Origin of the sequence: Kitasatospora sp. NPDC127116, assembly GCF_042677365.1 — a bacterium.
GTDB classification, from domain to species: domain Bacteria; phylum Actinomycetota; class Actinomycetes; order Streptomycetales; family Streptomycetaceae; genus Kitasatospora; species Kitasatospora lactacystinica.
Genome location: NZ_JBHXTL010000049.1, coordinates 24965 through 45730, shown reverse-complemented (window position 1 = coordinate 45730; position 20766 = coordinate 24965). Strand labels below are relative to the sequence as shown.

The 20766-nt window shown below is 73.4% G+C and carries 19 protein-coding genes and 1 pseudogene; 7 read left to right on the top strand and 13 right to left on the bottom strand.

Features of this window, described 5'->3' with window-relative positions:
- Positions 1-37: 37 nt before the first annotated feature.
- The 3 genes and pseudogenes from dapF to miaA form a co-directional block, all read right to left on the bottom strand.
- Positions 38-943: a diaminopimelate epimerase gene (gene dapF, locus ACFVHV_RS20830; protein WP_380352600.1), complete on the bottom strand. Its 906-nt coding sequence runs from the start codon at positions 941-943 to the stop codon at positions 38-40.
- Positions 944-1055: 112 nt separating this feature from the next.
- Positions 1056-1568, bottom strand: a complete 513-nt coding sequence (locus ACFVHV_RS20825) for a hypothetical protein (protein ID WP_359907080.1) — start codon at positions 1566-1568, stop codon at positions 1056-1058.
- Between the two features lie 249 nt (positions 1569-1817).
- Positions 1818-2756: pseudogene (miaA, locus tag ACFVHV_RS20820) on the bottom strand (tRNA (adenosine(37)-N6)-dimethylallyltransferase MiaA); the annotation flags it as partial.
- Between the two features lie 164 nt (positions 2757-2920).
- Here miaA and ACFVHV_RS20815 point away from each other — a divergent pair.
- Positions 2921-3181: an antitoxin gene (locus ACFVHV_RS20815; RefSeq protein ID WP_359907083.1), complete on the top strand. Its 261-nt coding sequence runs from the start codon at positions 2921-2923 to the stop codon at positions 3179-3181.
- A gap of 91 nt (positions 3182-3272) precedes the next feature.
- On the opposite strand, the gene ACFVHV_RS20810 is transcribed toward ACFVHV_RS20815, so the two are convergent.
- Both ACFVHV_RS20810 and miaB read right to left on the bottom strand, forming a co-directional pair.
- Positions 3273-3971: a class III extradiol dioxygenase subunit B-like domain-containing protein gene (locus tag ACFVHV_RS20810; protein WP_359907085.1), complete on the bottom strand. Its 699-nt coding sequence runs from the start codon at positions 3969-3971 to the stop codon at positions 3273-3275.
- A gap of 78 nt (positions 3972-4049) precedes the next feature.
- A complete protein-coding gene (gene miaB / locus ACFVHV_RS20805; protein ID WP_359907088.1) occupies positions 4050-5588 on the bottom strand; it encodes a tRNA (N6-isopentenyl adenosine(37)-C2)-methylthiotransferase MiaB in 1539 nt (512 codons plus the stop codon).
- A 95-nt stretch (positions 5589-5683) separates the two neighbouring features.
- On the opposite strand from miaB, the gene ACFVHV_RS20800 reads away from it, so the two are divergent.
- Entirely contained in the window at positions 5684-6703 is a 1020-nt protein-coding gene (locus ACFVHV_RS20800; protein WP_359907091.1) for a TAXI family TRAP transporter solute-binding subunit, read from the top strand.
- A 77-nt stretch (positions 6704-6780) separates the two neighbouring features.
- Here ACFVHV_RS20800 and ACFVHV_RS20795 read toward each other — a convergent pair whose 3' ends face one another.
- Positions 6781-8205, bottom strand: coding sequence for a HAMP domain-containing sensor histidine kinase (locus ACFVHV_RS20795; RefSeq protein WP_359907094.1), 1425 nt, complete (start codon positions 8203-8205; stop codon positions 6781-6783).
- Positions 8206-8211: 6 nt separating this feature from the next.
- Positions 8212-8970, bottom strand: coding sequence for a response regulator transcription factor (locus ACFVHV_RS20790; RefSeq protein ID WP_359907097.1), 759 nt, complete (start codon positions 8968-8970; stop codon positions 8212-8214).
- A gap of 391 nt (positions 8971-9361) precedes the next feature.
- Here ACFVHV_RS20790 and ACFVHV_RS20785 point away from each other — a divergent pair, with 391 nt between their 5' ends.
- The 5 genes from ACFVHV_RS20785 (at position 9362) to ACFVHV_RS20765 (ending at position 14631) form a co-directional block, all read left to right on the top strand.
- On the top strand, positions 9362-10135 hold the full coding sequence (locus ACFVHV_RS20785; protein WP_359907100.1) for an amino acid ABC transporter ATP-binding protein: 774 nt from the start codon (positions 9362-9364) through the stop codon (positions 10133-10135).
- Positions 10136-10250: 115 nt separating this feature from the next.
- Positions 10251-11156 carry a glutamate ABC transporter substrate-binding protein gene (locus ACFVHV_RS20780; protein ID WP_359907103.1) on the top strand — a complete coding sequence of 302 codons (906 nt, stop codon included), beginning with the start codon at positions 10251-10253 and terminating at the stop codon, positions 11154-11156.
- A 52-nt stretch (positions 11157-11208) separates the two neighbouring features.
- Positions 11209-11859, top strand: a complete 651-nt coding sequence (locus tag ACFVHV_RS20775) for an amino acid ABC transporter permease (protein ID WP_359907105.1) — start codon at positions 11209-11211, stop codon at positions 11857-11859.
- A 73-nt stretch (positions 11860-11932) separates the two neighbouring features.
- Complete coding sequence (locus ACFVHV_RS20770; RefSeq protein WP_359907108.1) at positions 11933-12781, top strand: amino acid ABC transporter permease; 849 nt, start codon at positions 11933-11935, stop codon at positions 12779-12781.
- A 122-nt stretch (positions 12782-12903) separates the two neighbouring features.
- On the top strand, positions 12904-14631 hold the full coding sequence (locus tag ACFVHV_RS20765; protein WP_359907111.1) for an FAD-dependent monooxygenase: 1728 nt from the start codon (positions 12904-12906) through the stop codon (positions 14629-14631).
- A 76-nt stretch (positions 14632-14707) separates the two neighbouring features.
- Here ACFVHV_RS20765 and rny read toward each other — a convergent pair whose 3' ends face one another.
- The 6 genes from rny to ACFVHV_RS20735 all read right to left on the bottom strand — a co-directional run bounded on the left by rny (position 14708) and on the right by ACFVHV_RS20735 (position 20699).
- Positions 14708-16177, bottom strand: a complete 1470-nt coding sequence (gene rny / locus ACFVHV_RS20760; protein ID WP_359907114.1) for a ribonuclease Y — start codon at positions 16175-16177, stop codon at positions 14708-14710.
- A 134-nt stretch (positions 16178-16311) separates the two neighbouring features.
- Positions 16312-17319 carry a recombination regulator RecX gene (gene recX, locus ACFVHV_RS20755; RefSeq protein WP_380352595.1) on the bottom strand — a complete coding sequence of 336 codons (1008 nt, stop codon included), beginning with the start codon at positions 17317-17319 and terminating at the stop codon, positions 16312-16314.
- 4 nt (positions 17320-17323) lie between these two features.
- Positions 17324-18457 carry a recombinase RecA gene (gene recA / locus ACFVHV_RS20750; RefSeq protein ID WP_380352593.1) on the bottom strand — a complete coding sequence of 378 codons (1134 nt, stop codon included), beginning with the start codon at positions 18455-18457 and terminating at the stop codon, positions 17324-17326.
- Between the two features lie 196 nt (positions 18458-18653).
- The gene (locus ACFVHV_RS20745; protein ID WP_380352592.1) at positions 18654-19880 is read right to left on the bottom strand and encodes an AI-2E family transporter; all 1227 of its coding nucleotides are present in this window, start codon (positions 19878-19880) and stop codon (positions 18654-18656) included.
- Between the two features lie 37 nt (positions 19881-19917).
- A complete protein-coding gene (locus tag ACFVHV_RS20740; RefSeq protein WP_359907122.1) occupies positions 19918-20112 on the bottom strand; it encodes a DUF3046 domain-containing protein in 195 nt (64 codons plus the stop codon).
- The gene (locus ACFVHV_RS20735) at positions 20109-20699 is read right to left on the bottom strand and encodes a GNAT family N-acetyltransferase (protein WP_359907125.1); all 591 of its coding nucleotides are present in this window, start codon (positions 20697-20699) and stop codon (positions 20109-20111) included. The genes ACFVHV_RS20740 and ACFVHV_RS20735 overlap by 4 nt, the downstream gene beginning before the upstream one ends.
- Positions 20700-20766: the final 67 nt, after the last annotated feature.

The following is a 20766-nucleotide window of genomic DNA, read 5'->3' as shown; positions in this document are numbered from 1 at the left end:
CGTCACCACACGAATTGGGCAAACCGGGCCGCAGGCCTCAGCGCACCGACTCCCACCAGCGCCCGTCCAGCCGCCCCTCGGCCACGATCACCGCCGGCCCGGTCATCTCCACCCGGCCGTCCGGGTGCTCGGTGATGACCAGTCGCCCGCCCAGCACGTCCACGGTGTACGCGACCGACTCGCCGGTGACCGCCGGGTCGGCGCCGTCCCGGCGGATGGCCGCCACCGCCACCGCGCAGGCGCCGGTGCCGCAGGAGCGGGTCTCGCCCGAGCCGCGCTCGTGCACCCGCATCGCGACGTGCCGCGGCCCGCGGTCCACCACGAACTCGACGTTGACGCCCTCCGGGTAGGCGCTCGCGGGGCTGGTGAGCGGCGCGGCGAACAGGTCGCCGGCGTGGTCCAGGCTCTCCACGAAGGCCACCGCGTGCGGGTTGCCCATGTTGACGTTCAGGGCCGGCCAGCGCCGCTCGCCGACCGCGACCTCGATGCCGTCCGGCCCGGGCAGCCGGGCCCGGCCCATGTCGATGGTGACGTCGCCGGGCGTGCCGTCCTCGGCGGCCTCGGCGACCTTCGCGGTGAGCACCCCGGAGCGGGTGGCGACGGCCAGCTCGCCCGGCTCGGCCAGGCCGGCCTCGACCAGGAAGCGGGCGAAGACCCGCAGGCCGTTGCCGCACATCTCGGCGACGCTGCCGTCCGAGTTGCGGTAGTCCATGAACCACTCGGCCCGGTCGGCCATCGCCGCGGCCGCCGGGTCGGCGGCGGCGCGCACCACGCGCAGCAGCCCGTCCCCGCCGAGGCCGGCCCGCCGGTCGCACAGCGCGGCGACGGTCTCGGGACCGATCTCCAGCGCGCCGTCCGGGTCCGGGACGATGACGAAGTCGTTCTGGGTGCCGTGCCCCTTGAAGAAGGGGATGCCGCCCTGCTGGGGAGAGGATGCGCTCACCCCTCCGATGGTACTGAGCGGCGACCCGCCCGCTCGGGGCGGGAGGCTCCCGGGGTGGGAGGCACCCGGAGCGGGAGGCGCCCGGGGCGGAGGTGCTCCGGGCGGACGGCGCTCAGCGCAGGTAGGCGACCCGCCAGACCGCGAGCGCGCAGGCGGCGAGCGCGATCAGGGTGTAGACCACGATCGCCTTCCAGCCGGCCCGCTGCCCGGAGCCCCGCCTCGGCAGCCCCGGCCACTTGTAGCCGGCGTGCCGGGCGGCCATCGCGCCCCAGCCCATCGAGGCGGCGGTGAACAGCAGCCCGAGCATCCCGACCATGGTGGCGCGCGCCCCGGCCGAGCCGAAGGCGAGCGGGAAGGCGAACATCAGCGAGCCGAGGGTGCCCAGCAGGGCGATCGGCAGCGTCTGCCACCAGCGCAGCCGGCGCAGCGGACGGATCTCCCGTTCGTGCACCGCGGCGTCGGGCGGCGTGCGGGTGTCCAGGGCGGGCACCGCGGCCGCGTAGGAGGTCGGCGCCTCCAGTCCGGTCAGCACGGGGAGGTCACCCATCGTCGACTCGTCGAACTCCTCGGCCGGCGCGGTGACACTTCCGCCCTGGCCGGATTCGGGGCCGGTACCCGTCGACACACGGCCTCCCCTGACAGTTCGACACGAGCGGACTCGCGGCCGGGCACGGTCGGCCCGTCCGGCCGACCCCTACGGCATCGATGATGGCATGTCCAGAGAGGCGTTCCGGGCCTGACCGGGGTCGACGGGTGATCCGTGGCCATCACGTGATCGGGCCGTGACCGCCGGTTCGTCCTGCACGGTCGCCTGCGCGCGCAGGTGCACCGCCGGATTGGCCAAAAACCCGTCCTGTACGGCCGGAACCGCCTGACGGCCGATCAGTTCGAGGGATCGTTCCAGCAGCTCGACGGGGTCGGTTCCGGCCGGCCGGGAGAGCCATTCGATGCGGTCGTCGCGGCGGAACCAGGACTCCTGACGCCGGGCGAAGCGCTTGGTCGCCCGGACGGTCTCGGCCCGGGCCTCGTCCTCGGTGCACTCCCCGGCGAAGTGGTCGAGCACCTGCTGGTAGCCGAGCGCCCGGGAGGCGGTCCTGCCCTCGCGCAGCCCGGCCCTCTCCAGCTCCCGCACCTCGTCCAGCAGTCCGTCCTCCCACATCCGGTCGACCCGCAGCGCGATCCGCTCGTCCAGCTCCGGGCGCGGCACGGCGACGCCGATCTGCACCGCCTCGTACACGGCGGTGTTGCTCGGCAGGTTGGCGGTGAACGGCTGCCCGGTGATCTCGATGACCTCCAGGGCGCGGACGATCCGCCGGCCGTTGCTGACGAGGATCGCCTCGGCGGCCGCCGGGTCCAGCTCGGCCAGCCGCCCGTGCAGCGCGTACGGGCCGACCAGCTCCAGCTCGGCCTCCAGCCGGGCCCGCACCTCCGGGTCGGTGCCCGGGAACTCCATCTCGTCGATCGCCGCCCGGACGTACAGCCCGGAGCCGCCGACCAGGACGGGCGTGCGGCCGGCGGCGAGCAGCCGGTCGATCTCGGCCCGGGCCAGCCGCTGGTACTCGGCGACGCTGGCGGCCTCGGTGACGTCCCAGACGTCCAGCAGGTGGTGCGGCACTCCCCCGCGCTCGGCCGTGGTGAGCTTGGCGGTGCCGATGTCCATGCCCCGGTACAGCTGCATCGAGTCGGTGTTGATCACCTCGCCGTCGAGGCTGCGGGCGATGGCGACGGCCAGGTCGGACTTGCCGGCGGCGGTCGCGCCGACGACGCAGACCACACGGGGAGGGGCGACATGCGGGGTACGGGAGCTGCTCACCGTTCCAGTCTCCCAAAACCGCCGGGCCACCGGGGACCGGGCTGCCGCCCGCCCGCCACTGCGCGACGATATGACTGTTTCCCGGACATTTTCCGGCCGTTTCCCCGGTTGGGCCCGCTTTGCGAACGCTTTGCCCGGCCCGCTCGTTGTGCGGGGAACAGCGGATGAAGGAGATCGTCATGGGCCTGATGGACAACCTCAAGGGCAAGGCCGAGGAGCTCAAGGGCAAGGCCGGCGAGTTCGCGGGCAAGCACAGCGACCAGATCGAGAAGGCCGTGGACAAGGCCGGCGGGGCCATCGACAAGGCGACCAAGGGCAAGTACAGCGACAAGATCGAGCACGGCGCCGAGAAGGCCAAGGACGCGGTCGGCGACTTCGCCCAGAAGCCGAAGCCGGGCGACGAGGGGCAGCCCCCGCGGTCCTGACCCCGCGGTCCCGGTCCCGGTCCCGGCCGGTCCGGCGGTCCCGACCGGGAGCCCCGACGGCCGGGAGCCCCGGTCCGGCGGCCCCGACCGGCTAGGACCAGGACGCCACGAAGTACCCGACCCCGTACGGCGCCTCCTGGTGGCCCAGCCGCCCGGTGAGGCCGGCGCCCTCCGCGGCGCCGGCCAGCACCTGCCAGGGCGCCCGGCCGTCGGCCTTGAGCTCGGCGGCCAGAAGCGGGTCCAGCGCGGCCAGGGCGGGCAGGTCGGCCGAGCCCAGGGCGGCGGCCAGGGCGGCGTCGAAGCCCTCGGCCCGCTCGTCCAGGTACCCGGGCGCCTTCAACGAGCGGCAGGCGCTGCCGTCGCCGAGCACCAGCAGGCCGACCCGCTCGGCCAGGCCGGCCAGGCCCTGGCCGAGGCCGAGCATCCGGTCGGCGGGGGCGTCGGCGGGCACCGCGCACGCGTGCGTCGGCAGGGTCACCCCGGCGCGCTCCAGCAGCCAGGCGCCGACGGTCAGCGAGGGGGCCAGCTCCGGCCCCTCGACCCGGTCGCCGGGCAGCTTGGCGACCAGCGGCACCCCGTAGCGGCGGAAGGAGCCGGCTCCGCCCTCGGTCCAGACCTCGGCCGTCGGCCCGGTGCCGACCACCACGACCAGCTGCGGCCCGGCCGCGACCAGCGCCGCCAGCGCCTCGTCGCAGGCCGTGCGCAGGGCGTCCAGCTCGGGCGCGGCCCCGGCGGCGACCTCGGGGACGAGCAGCGGCGGACAGGGGCACACGGCGGCGGCTACCAGCATGTGGATCACTCTAGCCAAGAAGCCGGGCGGCCCGGCCGGAGCCGAAGCTCCCGCCGGGCCGCCCGGAACACCCGCGGGTCAGTCGCCGCAGCAGGCCCCGCCCGCCGGCGCGGCCAGCGGCAGCTCGGCCGGGGCGCCGATCTTCGGCAGGCCGAGCATCACTCCGGCCGGCTTGGCGGCGGGCGCGGCCCGGCGCTTCTCCCAGGCGTCGCCGGCGCGGGTGCGGCGCACCGCGAGCGCCGGGCCCTCGGCGAGCAGGTGGTGCGGGGCGGCGTAGGTGATCTCGACGGTCACCACGTCGCCGGGGCGCACCGGCTCGTCCGGCTTCGTGCTGTGCTCGTCGTCCACCCCTCGGAGCCTCGGGTTGAAGTGCACCAGCCGGTTGTCGGGGGCGCGGCCGGAGAGCCGCCGGGTCTGATCGTCCTTCTTGCCCTCGCCCTCGGCGACCAGGACGTCCAGGGTGCGGCCGACCTGCTTCTTGTTCTCCTCCCAGGAGATCTCCTCCTGGAGGGCGATCAGCCGGTCGTAGCGGGCCTGGACGACCTCCTTCGGCACCTGGTCCGCCATGTCCGCGGCGGGGGTGCCGGGGCGCTTGGAGTACTGGAAGGTGAAGGCGTTGGTGAAGCGGGCCTCGCGGACGGTGTGCATCGTCTCCTCGAAGTCCTCCTCGGTCTCACCGGGGAAGCCCACGATGATGTCGGTGGAGATGGCCGCGTCCGGCATCGCCTCGCGGACCTTGCGGATGATCCCGAGGAAACGGTCCTGCCGGTAGGAGCGGCGCATCGCCTTGAGGACGCGGTCCGAGCCGGACTGCAGCGGCATGTGCAGCTGGTGCATCACGCTCGGGGTCTCGGCCATCGCGGCGATCACGTCGTCGGTGAAGTCGCGGGGGTGCGGCGAGGTGAAGCGGATCCGCTCCAGGCCCTCGATCTGCCCGGCGGCGCGCAGCAGCTTGGAGAAGGCCTCGCGGTCGCCCAGGTCGGAGCCGTAGGCGTTGACGTTCTGGCCGAGCAGGGTCACCTCGATGACGCCCTCGTCCACCAGCGCCTCGATCTCGGCGAGGACGTCGCCGGGGCGGCGGTCCTCCTCCTTGCCGCGCAGCGCGGGGACGATGCAGAAGGTGCAGGTGTTGTTGCAGCCGACCGAGATGGCGACCCAGGCGGCGTACGCGGACTCGCGGCGGGTCGGCAGGGTGGAGGGGAAGGTCTCCAGCGACTCCAGGATCTCGACCTGGGCCCTGCGCTCGACCGCGGCCCGCTCCAGCAGCGCCGGCAGGTGGCCGATGTTGTGGGTGCCGAAGACCACGTCGACCCACGGGGCGCGCTTGACGATGCTCTCGCGGTCCTTCTGGGCCAGGCAGCCGCCGACGGCGATCTGCATGCCCTTGTGACGGGTCTTGACCGGCGCGAGCTGGCCGAGGTTGCCGTACAGCTTGTTGTCGGCGTTCTCGCGCACCGCGCAGGTGTTGAACACCACCAGGTCCGGGTCGCCCTCGGGCCCGGCCTTGACGTACCCCGCGTCCTCCAGCAGGCCGGACAGCCGCTCGGAGTCGTGGACGTTCATCTGACAGCCGTGCGTGACGACCTTGTAGCTCTTCAATCCGCTCTCACCGCTCACCAGACCAGGGTACGGGCAGCGGCGAAGGGCTTTTCCCTGAGCTTCCACCACCCGTTCCACTCCCGTTCCGCCTGAGCGCCTGGCAGTATCCCTGCATGACCCCCACCACTGCGTCCCGTCTCGGCGCCGCCGTCCGCACCGCGGCCCGGAGCCCGCTGTGGCGCACGGTGCTGGTGGTGGTACTGCTGGTGGCCGGGTTCGGCGGCTGGTGGCTGTCGGCGGGCCGCTCGCCCGGGTACCCGCGCGGCGAGGTCCGCTTCGCCACCGGGGTGCAGCGCGGCGTCTACGACCGGTACGGGCAGCTGCTCCAGGCCCACGTCTCCCGGACCATGCCCGGGGTGCGGCTGGCCCTGGACAACTCCGAGGGCTCGATCGACAACCTCACCCGGGTGATCAGAGGCCGGGACGCCTTCGCCATAGCCACCGCCGACGCGGTCGCCGACTACCAGGGCCAGGGCAAGGAGAAGCTGCGGGCCATCGCCCGGCTGTACGACGACTACCTGCAGCTGATCGTCCCGGCCTCCTCCCCGGTGCGCCGCACCGCCGACCTCAAGGGCCTGCGGGTCGGCGTCGGCCTGCCGCAGTCCGGGGTGAACCTGGTGACCAAGCGGCTGCTGGGCGCGGCCGGCCTGGACCCGGACCACGACATCGTCCCGGTGCCGAAGGGGATCGGCGAGGCCGCCGACGACCTGCGCGCGGGCCGGCTGGACGCCTTCTTCTGGTCCGGCGGCCTGCCCACCAGCGCGCTCACCGACCTCTCCGACCACTTCCCGATCCGTGTCGTGCCGCTGAGCGACCTCGCCGAGGCCCTGCACAAGGCCGAGGGCGGCGGCACCGACGCCTACCGGGCGGCCACCATGCCCAAGGGGACGTACCCGAACGCCGAGCCCAAGGACGCCGTCGCCACGGTGGCCGTGCCGAACCTGCTGATCACCCTGGACGACGCGGACCCGCGCCTGGTCGAGGGCATGACCCGCGCGGTGATCGACAGCCGGGACCAGATCGGCGCCCAGGTGCACGCGGCCCAGCTGGTCGACCTGCGCACCGCCGTCTACACCGACCCGCTCCCGCTGCACACCGGCGCGGCCCGCTACTACCGCTCGGTGAAGCCGTAGGGCGCGACCACCGACCGCTGACGCCGCGGGGCGCGGCCGCCGCCCGGTGAAGCCGTAGGGCGCAGGGCCTGCCCCGGCTACTTCTCCGGCCGGGGCACCGCCAGCGTCACCGCGAGCCCGGTCGGCCTGACCGGCGCGAAGCCGAGCGTGCCGCCGCCGGCCGCCAGCAGGGTGCGGGCGATGGACAGCCCGAGCCCCGAACCGTCCACGTTCTGGTGCCGCGTGCTGCGCCAGAACCGGTCCCCGGCCCGGGACAGCTCGTCCTCGGTGAGACCGGGCCCGGCGTCGGTGACGGTCACCGCGACCTCGTCCCGCCGCACCGCCACCCGCAGCCGCACCTCGCTGCCGGCCGGGCTGAACTTGAGCGCGTTGTCCACCACGGCGTCCAGGGCCGAGCCGAAGCCGATCGGGTCGGCCATCCCGATCGCCAGCGCCGGGCCGTCCCAGCGCAGCCCGATCCCGCGCTGCTCGGCCACCGGCCGCCAGGCGTCCACCCGGGACAGGGTGAGCTCGGCGAGGTCGGTGCGCTCCGGTTCGGGGCGGGCGTGCTCGGCGGTGGCCAGGCCGAGCAGGTCGTCCAGCACCCTGGCCAGCCGGGCGCCTTCCTCCCGTACGCCGCTGAGCTCCTCCTCGTGGCCCTCGGGCAGTTCCAGGCCGAGCAGCTCGACCCGCAGCAGCAGCGCCGACAGCGGGTTGCGCAGCTGGTGGGAGGCGTCCGCGACGAAGGCCTTCTGCTGGTCCATGGCGAGCACCACGTGGTCCGCCATCTCGTTGAACGAGCGGGCCAGCCGCTGGAGTTCGGGCGGTCCGCCGCCCGGGGCGACCCGGGCGGCCATCCGGCCGGTGGCGATGTCGTGGGTGGCCCGGTCCAGGGTGCGCACGGGGCGCAGCACCCACTCGGTGAGCCGGACGGCGAGCAGCACGGCGACGATCATCGCGGCGGCCTCGCCCGTGCCGATCACCAGCCACTTGTGCACCACCCGGGTGCGCAGCGCCTCGGCCGGGGATTCGCTGAGCACCACCGCGACCACGTCGCCGTCGCGCACCACGGGGGCGGCGACGGTGATCGTCCGGTCCGGCGTCCACGGCCAGACCTGCGGCGGGTTGTGGCTGCGCCGCCCGTCCAGCGCCTCCTGGAAGGCCTGGGCGCCCCAGCCCCCGGAGGGCACCCGCCAGTCGTCCGGGGCGACGGCGAGCGGAATGCCGTCGCGCTGGAAGATGCCCAGGCGCACGCCGTACAGGTCGTGGTAGCGGCGGACCTCGGCCTCGATCGCGCGCTGCCGGCTGCCGTCGCCCGGGGCGGGTTCCGGGTCGCCCTTGCGGGCGGAGTCGGCGGCGCCGGAGGTGGGCAGGTCCTGGGCGAGGCGGGCGGCGTCGTCGAGCCGGTCGACGACCACCTTGGTCTGTTCGGCCGCCGCGACCGCCGCCGCGAGCGGCAGCCCCAGGGCGGCCAGGACGCAGAGCATGAGGGCGATCAGGATGCCGAGCAGGCGGGTGCGCACGTGCGGTCAGTGCTCCGCGGGGGCGCTCGGGGCCGGTTCGGCCGCGGCGGGCGTGGGGCAGTCGGGGATCAGCCGGTAGCCGACCCCGCGCACGGCCTCGACCAGGCCGGGCAGCGCCAGCTTGTTGCGCAGCGAGCCGATGTGCACCTCCAGGGTGCGCCCGTTGCCCTCCCAGCCGCTGCGCCAGACCTCGCTGAAGATCTGCTCGCGCCGGTAGACGACGCCGGGGCTCTGCGCGAGCAGTGCGAGCAGGTCGAACTCCTTGCGGGTGAGCGGCACGTCGCGGCCGTCCACGCTGACCCGGCGGCGCTCCCGGTCGATCCGGATGCCGCGGGACTCCAGCGGGCCGCGCTGCTGCGGCACGGTGTCGGGCGCGGACACCGCCACCGCGGCGGGGGCGGCGCCGCGGCGGGCCACGGCGTGGATGCGGGCGAGCAGCTCGCCCATGTCGTACGGCTTGGTGACGTAGTCGTCGGCGCCCAGGTTGAGGCCGTGGATCCGGGAGCGGACGTCGGCGCGGGCGGTGACCATGATCACCGGCACGCCGCTGCCGGCCCTGATCCGGCTGCACACCTCGAAGCCGTCGCGGTCGGGCAGTCCGAGGTCGAGCAGCACCACGCGGTACGGCTCGTTGCCGTCCGGCACCAGGGCGTCCAGCGCCTCGTGCCCGCTGCGGGCGTGCCGGACCTGGAAGCCGTGCCGGCCCAGCACCGCGACCAGCGCGGCGGCCACGCGTTCGTCGTCCTCGACGAGCAGCAGTCGCATCCTGTCCTCCTCCTTCCCCCACGTGATCACCGATGATCACCGGGCCGATCGTTCAGGTCCCGGTCCTGCGCAGTATGGGCCAGCGAACGGCCCGGCGCCAGGTTCGACCGCGCACCGGGCCCGGGGGGAACGGGGAGCACCGGAGCGGATTCCCGCTGTGACATGCCCCGTCGGCGCCCGCGCGAACAGCGTGCGAGCGCCGTGTGGCCGTTTCGTGATCCTCAAGTTCCGCTCAGATCGGCTGACGGCGCGCGGTCATGGCTCCTAAGGTCGGCCCACCGGGGGCCGCGGCTCCGCCGGCCTCGGCCCCCGGATCCGTACCACCATTGCCTGTCAAGGGAGTTGAGACTTCTCGGACAGGCGTGATTCGACGACAGAGGGAGCAGGCGCGATGACCGAGAGCCCGGTCGAGGACTCCACCCCCGCAGCCGCCCCACTGGTCGTGCTGAGCAACGTCAACAAGCACTACGGCGCGCTGCACGTCCTGCAGGACATCGACCTCCGGATCGCCCAGGGCGAGGTGGTCGTGCTGATCGGCCCGTCCGGCTCGGGCAAGTCGACGCTCTGCCGGACGATCAACCGGCTGGAGACGATCGACTCCGGCGCGATCACGATCGACGGCCGGCCGCTGCCCGACGAGGGCAAGGAACTGGCCCGGCTGCGCGCCGAGGTCGGCATGGTGTTCCAGAGCTTCAACCTGTTCGCGCACAAGACCGTGCTGGAGAACGTGGTCATCGGCCAGGTGAAGGTGCGCAAGGTGCCCCGCCCGCAGGCCGAGAAGACCGCCCGGGAGCTGCTGGAGCGGGTCGGCGTCGGCGCGCAGGCGGACAAGTTCCCGGCCCAGCTCTCCGGCGGCCAGCAGCAGCGCGTGGCGATCGCCCGCGCGCTGGCGATGAAGCCCAAGGTGATGCTCTTCGACGAGCCCACCTCGGCGCTGGACCCGGAGATGGTCAACGAGGTGCTGGAGGTCATGCGCCAGCTCGCCGCAGACGGCATGACGATGGTCGTGGTCACCCACGAGATGGGCTTCGCCCGCTCCGCCGCCAACCGGGTCCTGTTCATGGCCGACGGGAAGATCGTCGAGCAGAACACCCCGGACGCGTTCTTCACCGCGCCGCGCTCCGAGCGCGCCAAGGACTTCCTCTCGAAGATCCTCCACCACTGACGCTTCGAGACCGGCGGGACCGCCCCCGGCCGCAGTGCCGGCCCGCCCCGCCCGTGCACGCCTTCCAGACGCCAGAGCCCGGTTGACACCGCGGCCCAGCCCCAGGAGAACCCTCATGAGGACGTCCCGCACCCTCGCCGTCGCGCTCTGTGCCGTCGCGCTCACCGCCACCGCCGCCTGCGGCAAGGACGGCACCCCCGGCGCCACCGCCGCGAGCAGCGGCGCCGGCGCCCCGAAGCTGCCGAGCTACACGGTCAAGACCGACGTCAAGGTGGACTCCGCGGTCCTCGCCGAGGCCAAGAAGCGCGGCCAGCTGATCATCGGCGCCAAGGCCGACCAGCCGAACCTCGGCTGGGAGGACGTCGCCAGCGGCGACCGCAGCGGCTTCGACATCGAGATCGCCAAGATGATCGCCGCCGACCTCGGCTTCACCCCGCAGCAGATCAAGTGGCAGACCCTGGTCTCCTCGCAGCGCGAGCCGGCCATCGCCAAGGGCCAGATCGACTTCTACGTCGGCACCTACAGCATCAACGACGAGCGCAAGAAGAGCGTCTCCTTCGCCGGCCCGTACTACATCGCCGGCCAGGACCTGCTGGTGAAGGCCGACAACACCACGATCACCGGCCCGGAGAGCACCGGCGGCAAGAACGTCTGCACCGCCACCGGCTCGACCTCGATCAAGAACATCCAGCAGTACAACCCGAAGGTCACCCAGTTCGACACCTACTCGGCCTGCGTCGAGAAGCTGCTGTCCGGCGAGGTCGACGCGGTCACCACCGACGACGCGATCCTCAAGGGCTACGCCTCCAAGTACAGCCCCAAGCTCAAGGTGGTCGGCAAGCCGTTCACCAAGGAGAACTACGGCGTCGGCCTCAACAAGGACGACAAGGCGCTGCGCGACGCGATCAGCGACGCCCTCAAGGCCCACGAGGACAACGGCGACTGGAAGAAGGCCTACGACGCGACCCTGGGCGCCTCCGGCTCCCCGGCGCCGGACGTCCCGGCCCTCGAGCGCTACTGATCCGCCCGCCGTACGTCGACTCCCGACCATGAACTGAGAGGAGGGCCGCCGGATGGGGTTCCTGTTCGAGGACGACAACTTCGCGTTGTTCCGCGACGGCTTCCTACAGACGATCGAGGTGAGCGCGCTCAGCGCTCTTCTCGCCCTGCTGCTGGGCACCCTGCTGGCGGCCTTCCGGGTCTCCCCGGTGCCGGTCCTGCGCGCCTTCGGCACCGCCTGGGTGACGCTCTTCCGCAACACCCCGCTGACGCTGCTGTTCTTCGCCGTCACCTTCGGCCTGCCGCCGCTGGGCGTGCACTTCAGCCACCTGGCGTTCGCGGTGCTGGCGCTCGGCGGGTACACCGCCTCGTTCGTCTGCGAGGTCATCCGCTCCGGCATCAACACCGTGCCGCTGGGCCAGGCGGAGGCCGCCCGCAGCCTGGGCATGACCTTCGGCCAGACCCTCACCCTGGTCGTCCTGCCGCAGGCCGCCCGGACCGTCCTGGGCCCGATGAGCAGCGTGTTCATCGCCCTGCCCAGGAACTCGGCGATCGCCGGCGCGTTCAGCGTCCCCGAGCTGTACAGCGCCCAGCAGACCTTCTCCGAGCGCGGCTACTCGATCTTCGCCATCTTCTTCTGGGTGGCCTGCGCCTACCTGCTGATCAGCGCCACGGTCGCCACGTTCTTCCGCTTCCTGGAATCCCGACTGGCGGTGGCCCGATGAGTGAGCGCAGCGAGCGAACGATCAAGTGGTGCGCGTGGGCGAAGGCCCCTGCCGAGCGCAGCGAGGTGGGCGCATGAGCGTTCTGAACCGTCAGGCGTCGGCGAGTGTCCTCTACGACACCCCCGGCCCGAAGGCCCGTACCCGGTACCGCGTGTTCGGCGTCCTCTCGGTGCTCGGCATCGCCGGTCTCCTCTGGTACGTCTTCAGCGCGCTGAACGACAACGGCCAGTTCGACGCCGGCCTCTGGGACGCCTTCCAGTACACCTTCGTCCAGCAGCAGATCGTGGACGGCCTGCTGTCCACCCTGGAGGCCTTCGGGCTCGCGGCAGCCTTCTCGCTCACTCTGGGCGCGCTGCTGGCGGCCGGTCAGCTCTCCGACCACCGGCCGGTCCGCTGGTTCTGCACGGCCTTCACCCAGTTCTTCCGGGCGATGCCGCTGCTGATCCTGATCGTCGGGCTCTACTACGCCTTCTTCGCCCAGCAGCCGATGTGGGCGCTGGTGCTCGGCCTCAGCCTCTACAACGGGGCGGTCCAGGCCGAGATCATCCGCAGCGGCGTCAACGCCGTCCCGCGCGGCCAGGGCGAGGCGGCGTACGGGCTCGGCATGCGCAAGACCCAGGTGATGATGTCGATCCTGGTGCCGCAGGCCGTCCGCTCGATGCTGCCCTCGATGATCGGCCAGCTGGTCGTCACCCTCAAGGACACCTCGCTCGGCTTCGTCATCACCTACAGCGAACTGTTGTTCATGGGCAAGAAGATCGCCAGCCAGCCGATCAACGCCGCGGGCTTCCCCTACATCCCCGTGGTGCTCGTGATCGGCCCGATCTACATCGTGATGTGCCTTCTGTTGACCGCGCTCGCACGCTGGATCGAAGCACGTGGCCGTCGCGGCGCGAACCGGCGCACTTCAGCTTCTGCTTGACGGACACGCAGGTGAACTGTTGCATTGCTCTTCGTGACACCTCCCGGGAGCATCCACGCGGCATATGCGGCAGCGGTAACTGACGCCGGCCGATCGGCCGGTTCGCGCCCGGAGGTTCCCTCATGGACCCGGTGATCGTGGTCGGGGCCGGACCGGTCGGTCTGGCCCTGGCCCTCGCCCTGGCCCGGCACGAGGTACCCACCGTCGTCCTGGACGAGGGCTCCGGGCTCTGTCCCGAGGGCCCGCGCAGCCTCGTGCTCGGCGCCGACACCGCCGCCTTCCTGACCCGGATCGGCTACCCGCGGGCCGCCTCGGACTCCGCGCTGTGGGACTCCTTCGCCGTCTGGCGCCGCCGCCAGGAGGTGCTGCGGATCGACCTCACCGATTCGCCCACCTACCACCTGCCCCAGCACCGCCTCCAGCGCGGGCTGCGCGACGCCCTCACCGGCACCCCGCTGATCAAGCTGGTCCCGCTCAACCGGGTCGTCGAACTCGAACAGGACCGGGACGGCGTCAGCATCCGCACCACGGGCACCCAGGACGGCTCCACCACCTGGTGGCGCGGCAGCCACCTGGTCGGCTGCGACGGCGCCAGATCCACCGTCCGCAAGCTCCTGAAGATCCGTTTCCCCGGCCGCCCGGCGGTCGACCGCAACGCCATCGCCACCGTCCGGGTCGACCTGCCCTTCGACGGCGCCCGCCTGCACCGCGAGCCCCCGTGGCGGGGCGACCGCGAGGCCTCCGCCCGTCCGCTGCCGGACGGCGTCTGGCGGCTCGACTGGCGACTGCCCCCCGGCCGGCCCGCCGCCACCGAGACGGTCGACCCGCACGCCACCTGGCCCGGCATCGTCACCGGCGACACCCTGCTCACCCGGGTCACCTCCACCCTCACCGGCTGGTGCGGCGAGCTGCCCCGCTTCGAACTGCTGGCCGCCGCCGACCACACCGCCCAGCAGCGGCTCGCCGCCCGCTTCCGGATCGGCCGCTGCTTCCTGGCCGGCGACGCCGCCCACCTGCACGGCGCCCTCGGCATGCAGAACCTCCCGGACGGGCTGCGCGACGCCGACAACCTCGCCTGGCGGCTGGCCCTCGCCTGGCACCTCCACTCCGGCGGCCCGCAGCCCGGCGGATCGCTGCTGGACGGCTACGAGGCCGAGCGGCGCGGGGCGGTCGGCGCCCGGCTGCGCGCGGTCGACCAGTCCATGCCGCTGCTGCGCCCGCTGCGCGGCTGGCAGCAGACCCGGCGCTCGCTGCTGGTCGGCGGCTTCCGCAAGCACGCCCCGCTGCTCGCCGACGGCCAGCTCGGCACCGGCCGGTTCGGCGGCGCGCCCGCCTACCCGGCGGCGCCCTCCGGCGTCCCCGGCCGGGTCCCGGTGCAGCGCGGCGCGCGCGGCACCACCTCGCTCAGCGAGCTGCTGCCCGCCACCGCCCCCGGGGTGCTCGTCCCGGACCTGCCGGTGCTCGCCGACGACGGCACCCCCGACCACCTGCACGCCCGGCTCGGCACCACCTTCCTGCTGCTGCTGGTCGCCCCCGGCACCGCCGTCTGGTCCTCCGAGCACTGGCTCGGCGCCGGCCTGATGCCCCGCCTCGCCGAGGTCGCCGCCGCGCTGCCCGTCCCCGCCGAGGTGCTGGTCACCGAGGACTACCCGGGCGCCGGCCCGCACACCGTCCTGCTGATCCGCCCGGACGGCCACCTCGTCGGCGTCACCCAGGGCGCCGTCGCCGAGGACCTCCTCGCCCTCGCCGACCGCGCCCGCGGCGGCCCGGCCACGCTCACCCCGGCCCCCGACCCGGCCGAGCAGCCCGAGCCCCGCGAGGTGGACTCCCCGAGCCAGGGCGTGTCCTGACGGGTCCCGGCGGGACGGCCCAGGCAAGTCCCCTTGCAGGTCCTGGCAGGTCTGGCAGGTCTCCTGGCGGGCCCTCCTAGCCGGCCACCGCCGTGGCCCGGCTCTCGCGGACCACCGTCACCCGGATCCGGCCCGGGTAGGTCAGCTCGGTGGAGAACTGGCGGGCGACCTCACGGGCGATCAGCTCCGCGCCCAGGTCGTCCACCGCGTCCGGGCGGACCATCACCCGGACCTCACGGCCGGCCTGCATCGCGTACACCTCGGCCACGCCCTGGTGCGAGCGCGCGATCTCCTCCAGCCGCGCCAGCCGCCGCACGTACAGCTCCAGCGACTCCTTGCGGGCGCCCGGCCGACCGCCCGAGCAGCCGTCCGCGGCCTGGGTCAGCACGGCCGTCACCGTCCGGGGATCGACCTCGTTGTGGTGGGCGGCGATCGCGTGCACCACCTCGGGGGACTCGCCGTACCGCCGGGCGAGCTCCGCGCCCACCGCCGCGTGGCTGCCCTCCGACTCATGGGTGAGCGCCTTGCCGATGTCGTGCAGCAGCGCCGCGCGCCGCACCGGCTCCGGGTCCACCCCGAGCTCGGCGGCCATCATCCCTGCCAGGTGCGCGGACTCCAGCAGGTGCCCGAGCACGTTCTGCCCGTACGACGCCCGGTAGCGCAACGAGCCCAGGGTGCGGACGAGTTCGGGGTGCATCGCGCCGACCCGGGCGTCCAGCAGGGCGTCCTCGCCGGCCCGGACGCAGCGCTGCCCGACCTCCTCCCGGCTGCGCTCGTGCAGGTGCTCGATCCGGGTCGGGTGGATCCGGCCGTCCTCGACCAGCTGCTCCAGGGTGAGCCGGGCGGTCTCCCGGCGGACCGGGTCGAAGCAGGACAGCTGCACCGACTCGGGGGTGTCGTCGACGATCAGGTTCACGCCGGTGACCGCCTCGAAGGCCCGGATGTTGCGGCCCTCCCGACCGATGATCCGGCCCTTGATGTCCTCGTTCGGCAGCGGCAGGACGGTGACGGCGCTCTCCATCGTCTGCTCCGTCGCCAGCCGCTGGATCGCCCCGGCGACGATGTCCCGGGCCCGGCGCTCGCCCTCCTCCTTGGCCTCGCGCTCGATCTCCCGGACGGTGACCGCGGCCTCCCGCCGGACCGACTCCTCGGCCTCCCGCAGGAGTTCGGCGCGGGCCTGCTCGGCGGAGAGCCCGGCGGCCCGCTCCAGCGCCGCCACCCGGCGGGCGACCAGCGCCTCGGACTCGCTCCGGGACCGCTCCAACTCGGTCGAGCGCTCCGCCAGTTCGTCCTCGCGGCGGCGCAGCCTGCGCAGTTCCTCGGCCATGTCCTGCTCGCGCCGGGCGAGTTCGGCCCGCTGCCCGGCGCTCTGCTCCTCGGCCCGCCGACGGGCCCGCTCGGCCTCGGCCAGCGCGCTGTGCCGGGCCGCCCGGAGCCGCCTGATCACCAGCCCGGCGGCCACCGCGAACACCAGCAGCAGGAACGCGGCCGATCCGGCGACCGCCACCAGCGAGCCGCCCGGGCCGGTGCCCGCCGAGATCCCCATGTGCCGCCCACTCCCCCGTCGCCGCGCGGGCCGCCGTACGGAGGCGCCCCGGGAACTGATGGCGAGGCTAGGTGGGGGTCATGAAAGGGTCAAGGGTTGACCTGGTTCACTCCAGGACGCCTACAGAACTGCCACTACTCCCGACCCGACAGTTCACTCCGCTCCTCCTCCAGCGCACTGCGCACCACCCGGAACGCCAGTCCCTCGGAGTAGCCGCGCCGGGCCAGCATCCCGACCAGCCGCCGGGTGCGCACCTGTGCGTCCAGCCCCCGGGTGGAGCGCAGCCTGCGCTCCACCAGCGCCCGGGCCGCGTCCGTCTCGTCGTCGTGGTCGACCTGGGCGACGGCCTGCTCGACCAGGTCGGCGGCGACGCCCTTGGTGCGCAGCTCCTGGGTCAGCGCCCGCCGGGACAGGCCCCGGACGGCGTGCCGGGACTCCACCCAGGCCGCGGCGAAGGCCGCGTCGTCGATCAGCCCGACCTCTTCGAGCCGGGTGAGCACCTCGTCGGCGACCTCGTCCGGGATCTCCCGCTTGCGCAGGGCGTCGGCGAGCTGCTTGCGGGTCTTGGCGGCGCCGGTCAGCAGCCGCAGGCAGATGTCCCGCGCGCGGGTCTCCGGATCGACCGACTCCTCGGCCTGCTTCCGGGAGGCACGGCCGGTGCCCTCCTCCCCGGACGGCCCGGCCGCGGAACGGCCCCGACGGGCGCCGCGACGGGAGGCCGAGGCGGCCGCACCCCCGTGACCGGCCGCCTCGCCTCCGCCCCGGCCGCTCTCCGCGGCCGCCGGTGCCGAAGCGGGCCCCGCCGCTTCGAGTTCCTCGGCCTCCAGGGCCGAGCGCCGCCGTCGGCGGCCGGTGGGCAGCTCGGAGGCGGAGACCAGGCCGAGCGCCTCGACCGATGCTTCCGCCGGCTCCGGTCCGGGCGCCGCGCCGCGCACCGCCCGGTCCGGAGCCAGGTCGAACTCCGGCTCGGGGCCGGATGCCCACTGCGTGGTGGAGCGGCGATCACGCCGGGAGGGCCGCCGCCCGGGCCTCTCGGCCGCCGGCTCCGGTTCCTCCGCGACCGCGGCGAACCAGTCCGGCGGGCCGTAGTCGTCGTCCTCCGGGCCCGCCGGGCCGCCGCCCACCGTGTCGTACTGCGTCAACGGATCAGGCCTTGGCCGCCGCCGTCTTCTTCGCCGCGGCCGTCTTGGTGGCGGTCGCGGTGATCGGCTTGGCGGCGCCGTCGGCGGCGGGAGCAGCAGCAGCAGCAGCAGCGTCGGCCCCGCCCTCGGCCGGCTCCTCCACCTTCGGGCCGATGCCGAGCTTGCCCTTGATCTTCCGCTCGATCTCGTCGGCGAGCTGCGGGTTGTCCCGCAGGAAGTTGCGGGCGTTCTCCTTGCCCTGGCCGAGCTGGTCGCCCTCGTAGGTGTACCAGGCGCCCGACTTGCGGATGAAGCCGTGCTCCACGCCCATGTCGATCAGGCCGCCCTCGCGGCTGATGCCCACGCCGTAGAGGATGTCGAACTCGGCCTGCTTGAACGGCGCGGCGACCTTGTTCTTGACCACCTTGACGCGGGTGCGGTTGCCGACCGCCTCGGTGCCGTCCTTCAGGGTCTCGATCCGGCGGATGTCGAGGCGGACCGAGGCGTAGAACTTCAGCGCCCGGCCACCCGTCGTGGTCTCCGGCGAACCGAACATCACGCCGATCTTCTCGCGCAGCTGGTTGATGAAGATCGCGGTGGTGTTCGACTGGTTCAGCGCACCGGCGATCTTGCGCAGCGCCTGGCTCATCAGTCGGGCCTGCAGACCGACGTGCGAGTCGCCCATCTCGCCCTCGATCTCGGCGCGCGGCACGAGCGCCGCGACCGAGTCGATGATCACCAGGTCGATCGCGCCGGAGCGGATCAGCATGTCGGTGATCTCCAGCGCCTGCTCACCGGTGTCCGGCTGGCTGACCAGCAGGGCGTCGGTGTCCACGCCGAGCTTCTTGGCGTACTCCGGGTCGAGCGCGTGCTCCGCGTCGACGAACGCGACCGTGCCGCCGGCCTTCTGGGCGTTGGCGGCCAGGTGCAGGGTCAGGGTGGTCTTGCCGGAGGACTCGGGGCCGTAGATCTCGACCACCCGGCCGCGCGGGATGCCGCCGACCCCGAGGGCGACGTCCAGGGCGGTGGACCCGGTGGAGATCACCTCGACCGGCTCGTTGGCCTTCTCGCCGAGGCGCATCACCGAGCCCTTGCCGAACTGCCGCTCGATCTGGGCGAGAGCGGTCTCCAGGGCCTTCTCGCGGTCCGTACCTGCCATGGCTTTTTCCCTCGGGTTCTGTGCTGTGCGCTTCATCGTCCTCGACGCTAGCGCGTCCCACTGACAAACGGGCTCGATCGGGCTCGGCCTGTGGAAAACTCCTCGCCGGAGAGTACAAAGAACATCTGTTCGATTCAAGCGTCGCACGTCCGGGCCGTGCCGCCCCCGGGACACCCCCCGGGGGCGGCGCCCCGGGTCACTCCCCGCGCCTCGTCCCGTCCCCGCCGACCATCCGGCGCAGCCGCCGGGCCGCCTCCCGGCGCAGCTCCCGCCGCGCCCGCCGCTGCTCGCCCCGGTCGATCCGCGGATCGGTGGCCACCTCGTACCGCCGCACGTACGTCCCCACGAAGCCCTGGAGCGTGGCCGCCGCCGGGATCGCGATCACCGCGCCGACCGCGCCGAGCAGCGCCGCGCCCGCGATCACCGAGCCGAAGGCCACCGCCGGGTGCACGTCCACCGTCCGCGCGGTGATCCGCGGCTGCAGCAGGTAGTTCTCGACCTGCTGGTAGACCACCACGAAGACCAGCACCCAGAGCGCGTCCACCGGCTCCACCGTCAGCGCCACCAGCACCGGCAGCGTCCCGGCCAGGTACGTCCCGAGGGTCGGCACGAACTGCGACATGACGCCGACCCAGACCGCCAGCGCCGCCGCGTACGGCAGGTTCAGCAGTTCGAACATCACCCAGTGCCCGGCGGCCGACACCACCGCGAGCAGCGCCCGGGAGTACAGGTAGCCGCCGGTCTTGGCGAGCGCGATCTCCCAGGCCCGCAGCACCTCGCCCTGCTTGGCGGGCGGCAGCATCGAACAGACCGTCCGGCGCACCCGCGGGCCCTCGGCGGTGAAGTAGAAGGTGAACAGCCCGACCGTGAAGGCCTGGAAGAGCCCGCCGATCACGGTGGACGAGACGCCCCAGACGTTGTCGGCGGCCTGCTGGACGTAGTTCTCGATGGTGCCGGAGTCCTTGAGCAACCGATTCTGCAACTCGCCCAGCGAGAGGTCCTGGTGGAAGGTCCGGTTGATCCAGCCGATCAGATTGTCGACCAAGTGCGGAAGGTCCCCCGCGATCTTCGCCACCTGGTCGACCAGCAGCGTGCCGAGCGCGGCGAGGAAGCCCACCACCGCGGCCCCGACCGCCACGAACACCAGGAAGGTCCCCACCCCCCGGCGCACCCCCCGCGCCGCCATCCGGTCCACGGCCGGCTCCAGCGCCAGCGACAGGAAGAACGACACCAGCAGCATCACGAACAGGTCGATCAGCTGCCGGAACGCCCAGTCGGCGAGCTGGAACACCCCCACCAGCACCAGGAACAGCACCATCGCCCGCGGCAGCCAGCGCGGCATCCCGCCGCCCCAGAGCCCCCCGCCCACCGGAGCGCCCTCGGCGCTCCGGTCCGAATTCTTCTGCTCTGCGCTATTTGTCACCCGAACAGTCTGTCCCATGCCGCCCGGAGGCCGGCACTCAGCGCAGCACGCCGGAGACGCCCTGGGTGTCGCAGACCACGCGCCAGACGTCCTTGGCCTCCCAGCCCGACTCCAGCGCCTGGCGCACCGTCCGCCCGCCCAGCTCGCTCATCACGTGGTCGGTCGCGAACGACTCCGCGTACGACTCCCCGAAGTGCGCGTACATCCGTCGCCAGAAATCCGTCAGCCTCATGCCCCGATTATCCCGGACCGCGCCCGCCAGTCCCCGGCCGTCAGCGCGTACTCGACCTCACCGTGCTCACTGCCCGGGATCGTCTCCGGGTAGTCCTCGCGGAACGTACGGACGTACGACAGCCCGCTCTTCTCCATCACCCGCCGCGAGCCCGCGTTCACCGTCATGGTGTACGCCACCACCCGCTCCACCCCCAGCTCCATGAACCCGCGCCGGACCAGCGCCCGCGCTCCCTCCGTCGCGTACCCGCGCCCCCACGCGGCCCGCCGCAGGCGGTACCCGAGCTCGACCTCCCCGCGCTCCCCCTCCCGCGTCGGCCGGAACTCGAACCACCCCAGGAACGCCCCGCCCGCCCGCTCCTCGGCCGCCCACCAGCCGAGGTCGCCGTACCGCCGGTAGTGCTCCAGGTACTGCGGCAACAACTCCTCCTCGACCCACTCCCGCGGGCTCGGGCGCCCCCCGGTGAGGAAGCGCATCACCGCGGGGTCCCCGTCCAGCTCCACGAGCCGGTCCGCGTCCGCCGCCGTGAAGCGCCGCAGCACCAGCCGCTCGGTCGTCAGGAACACCGCCGCGTCCGATTCACCCATGCCCCGATCCTCACCCCCGTCCCGCCGCCCCGTCACCTGCTTTTCCCCGCCCCCACCACCCGACGGG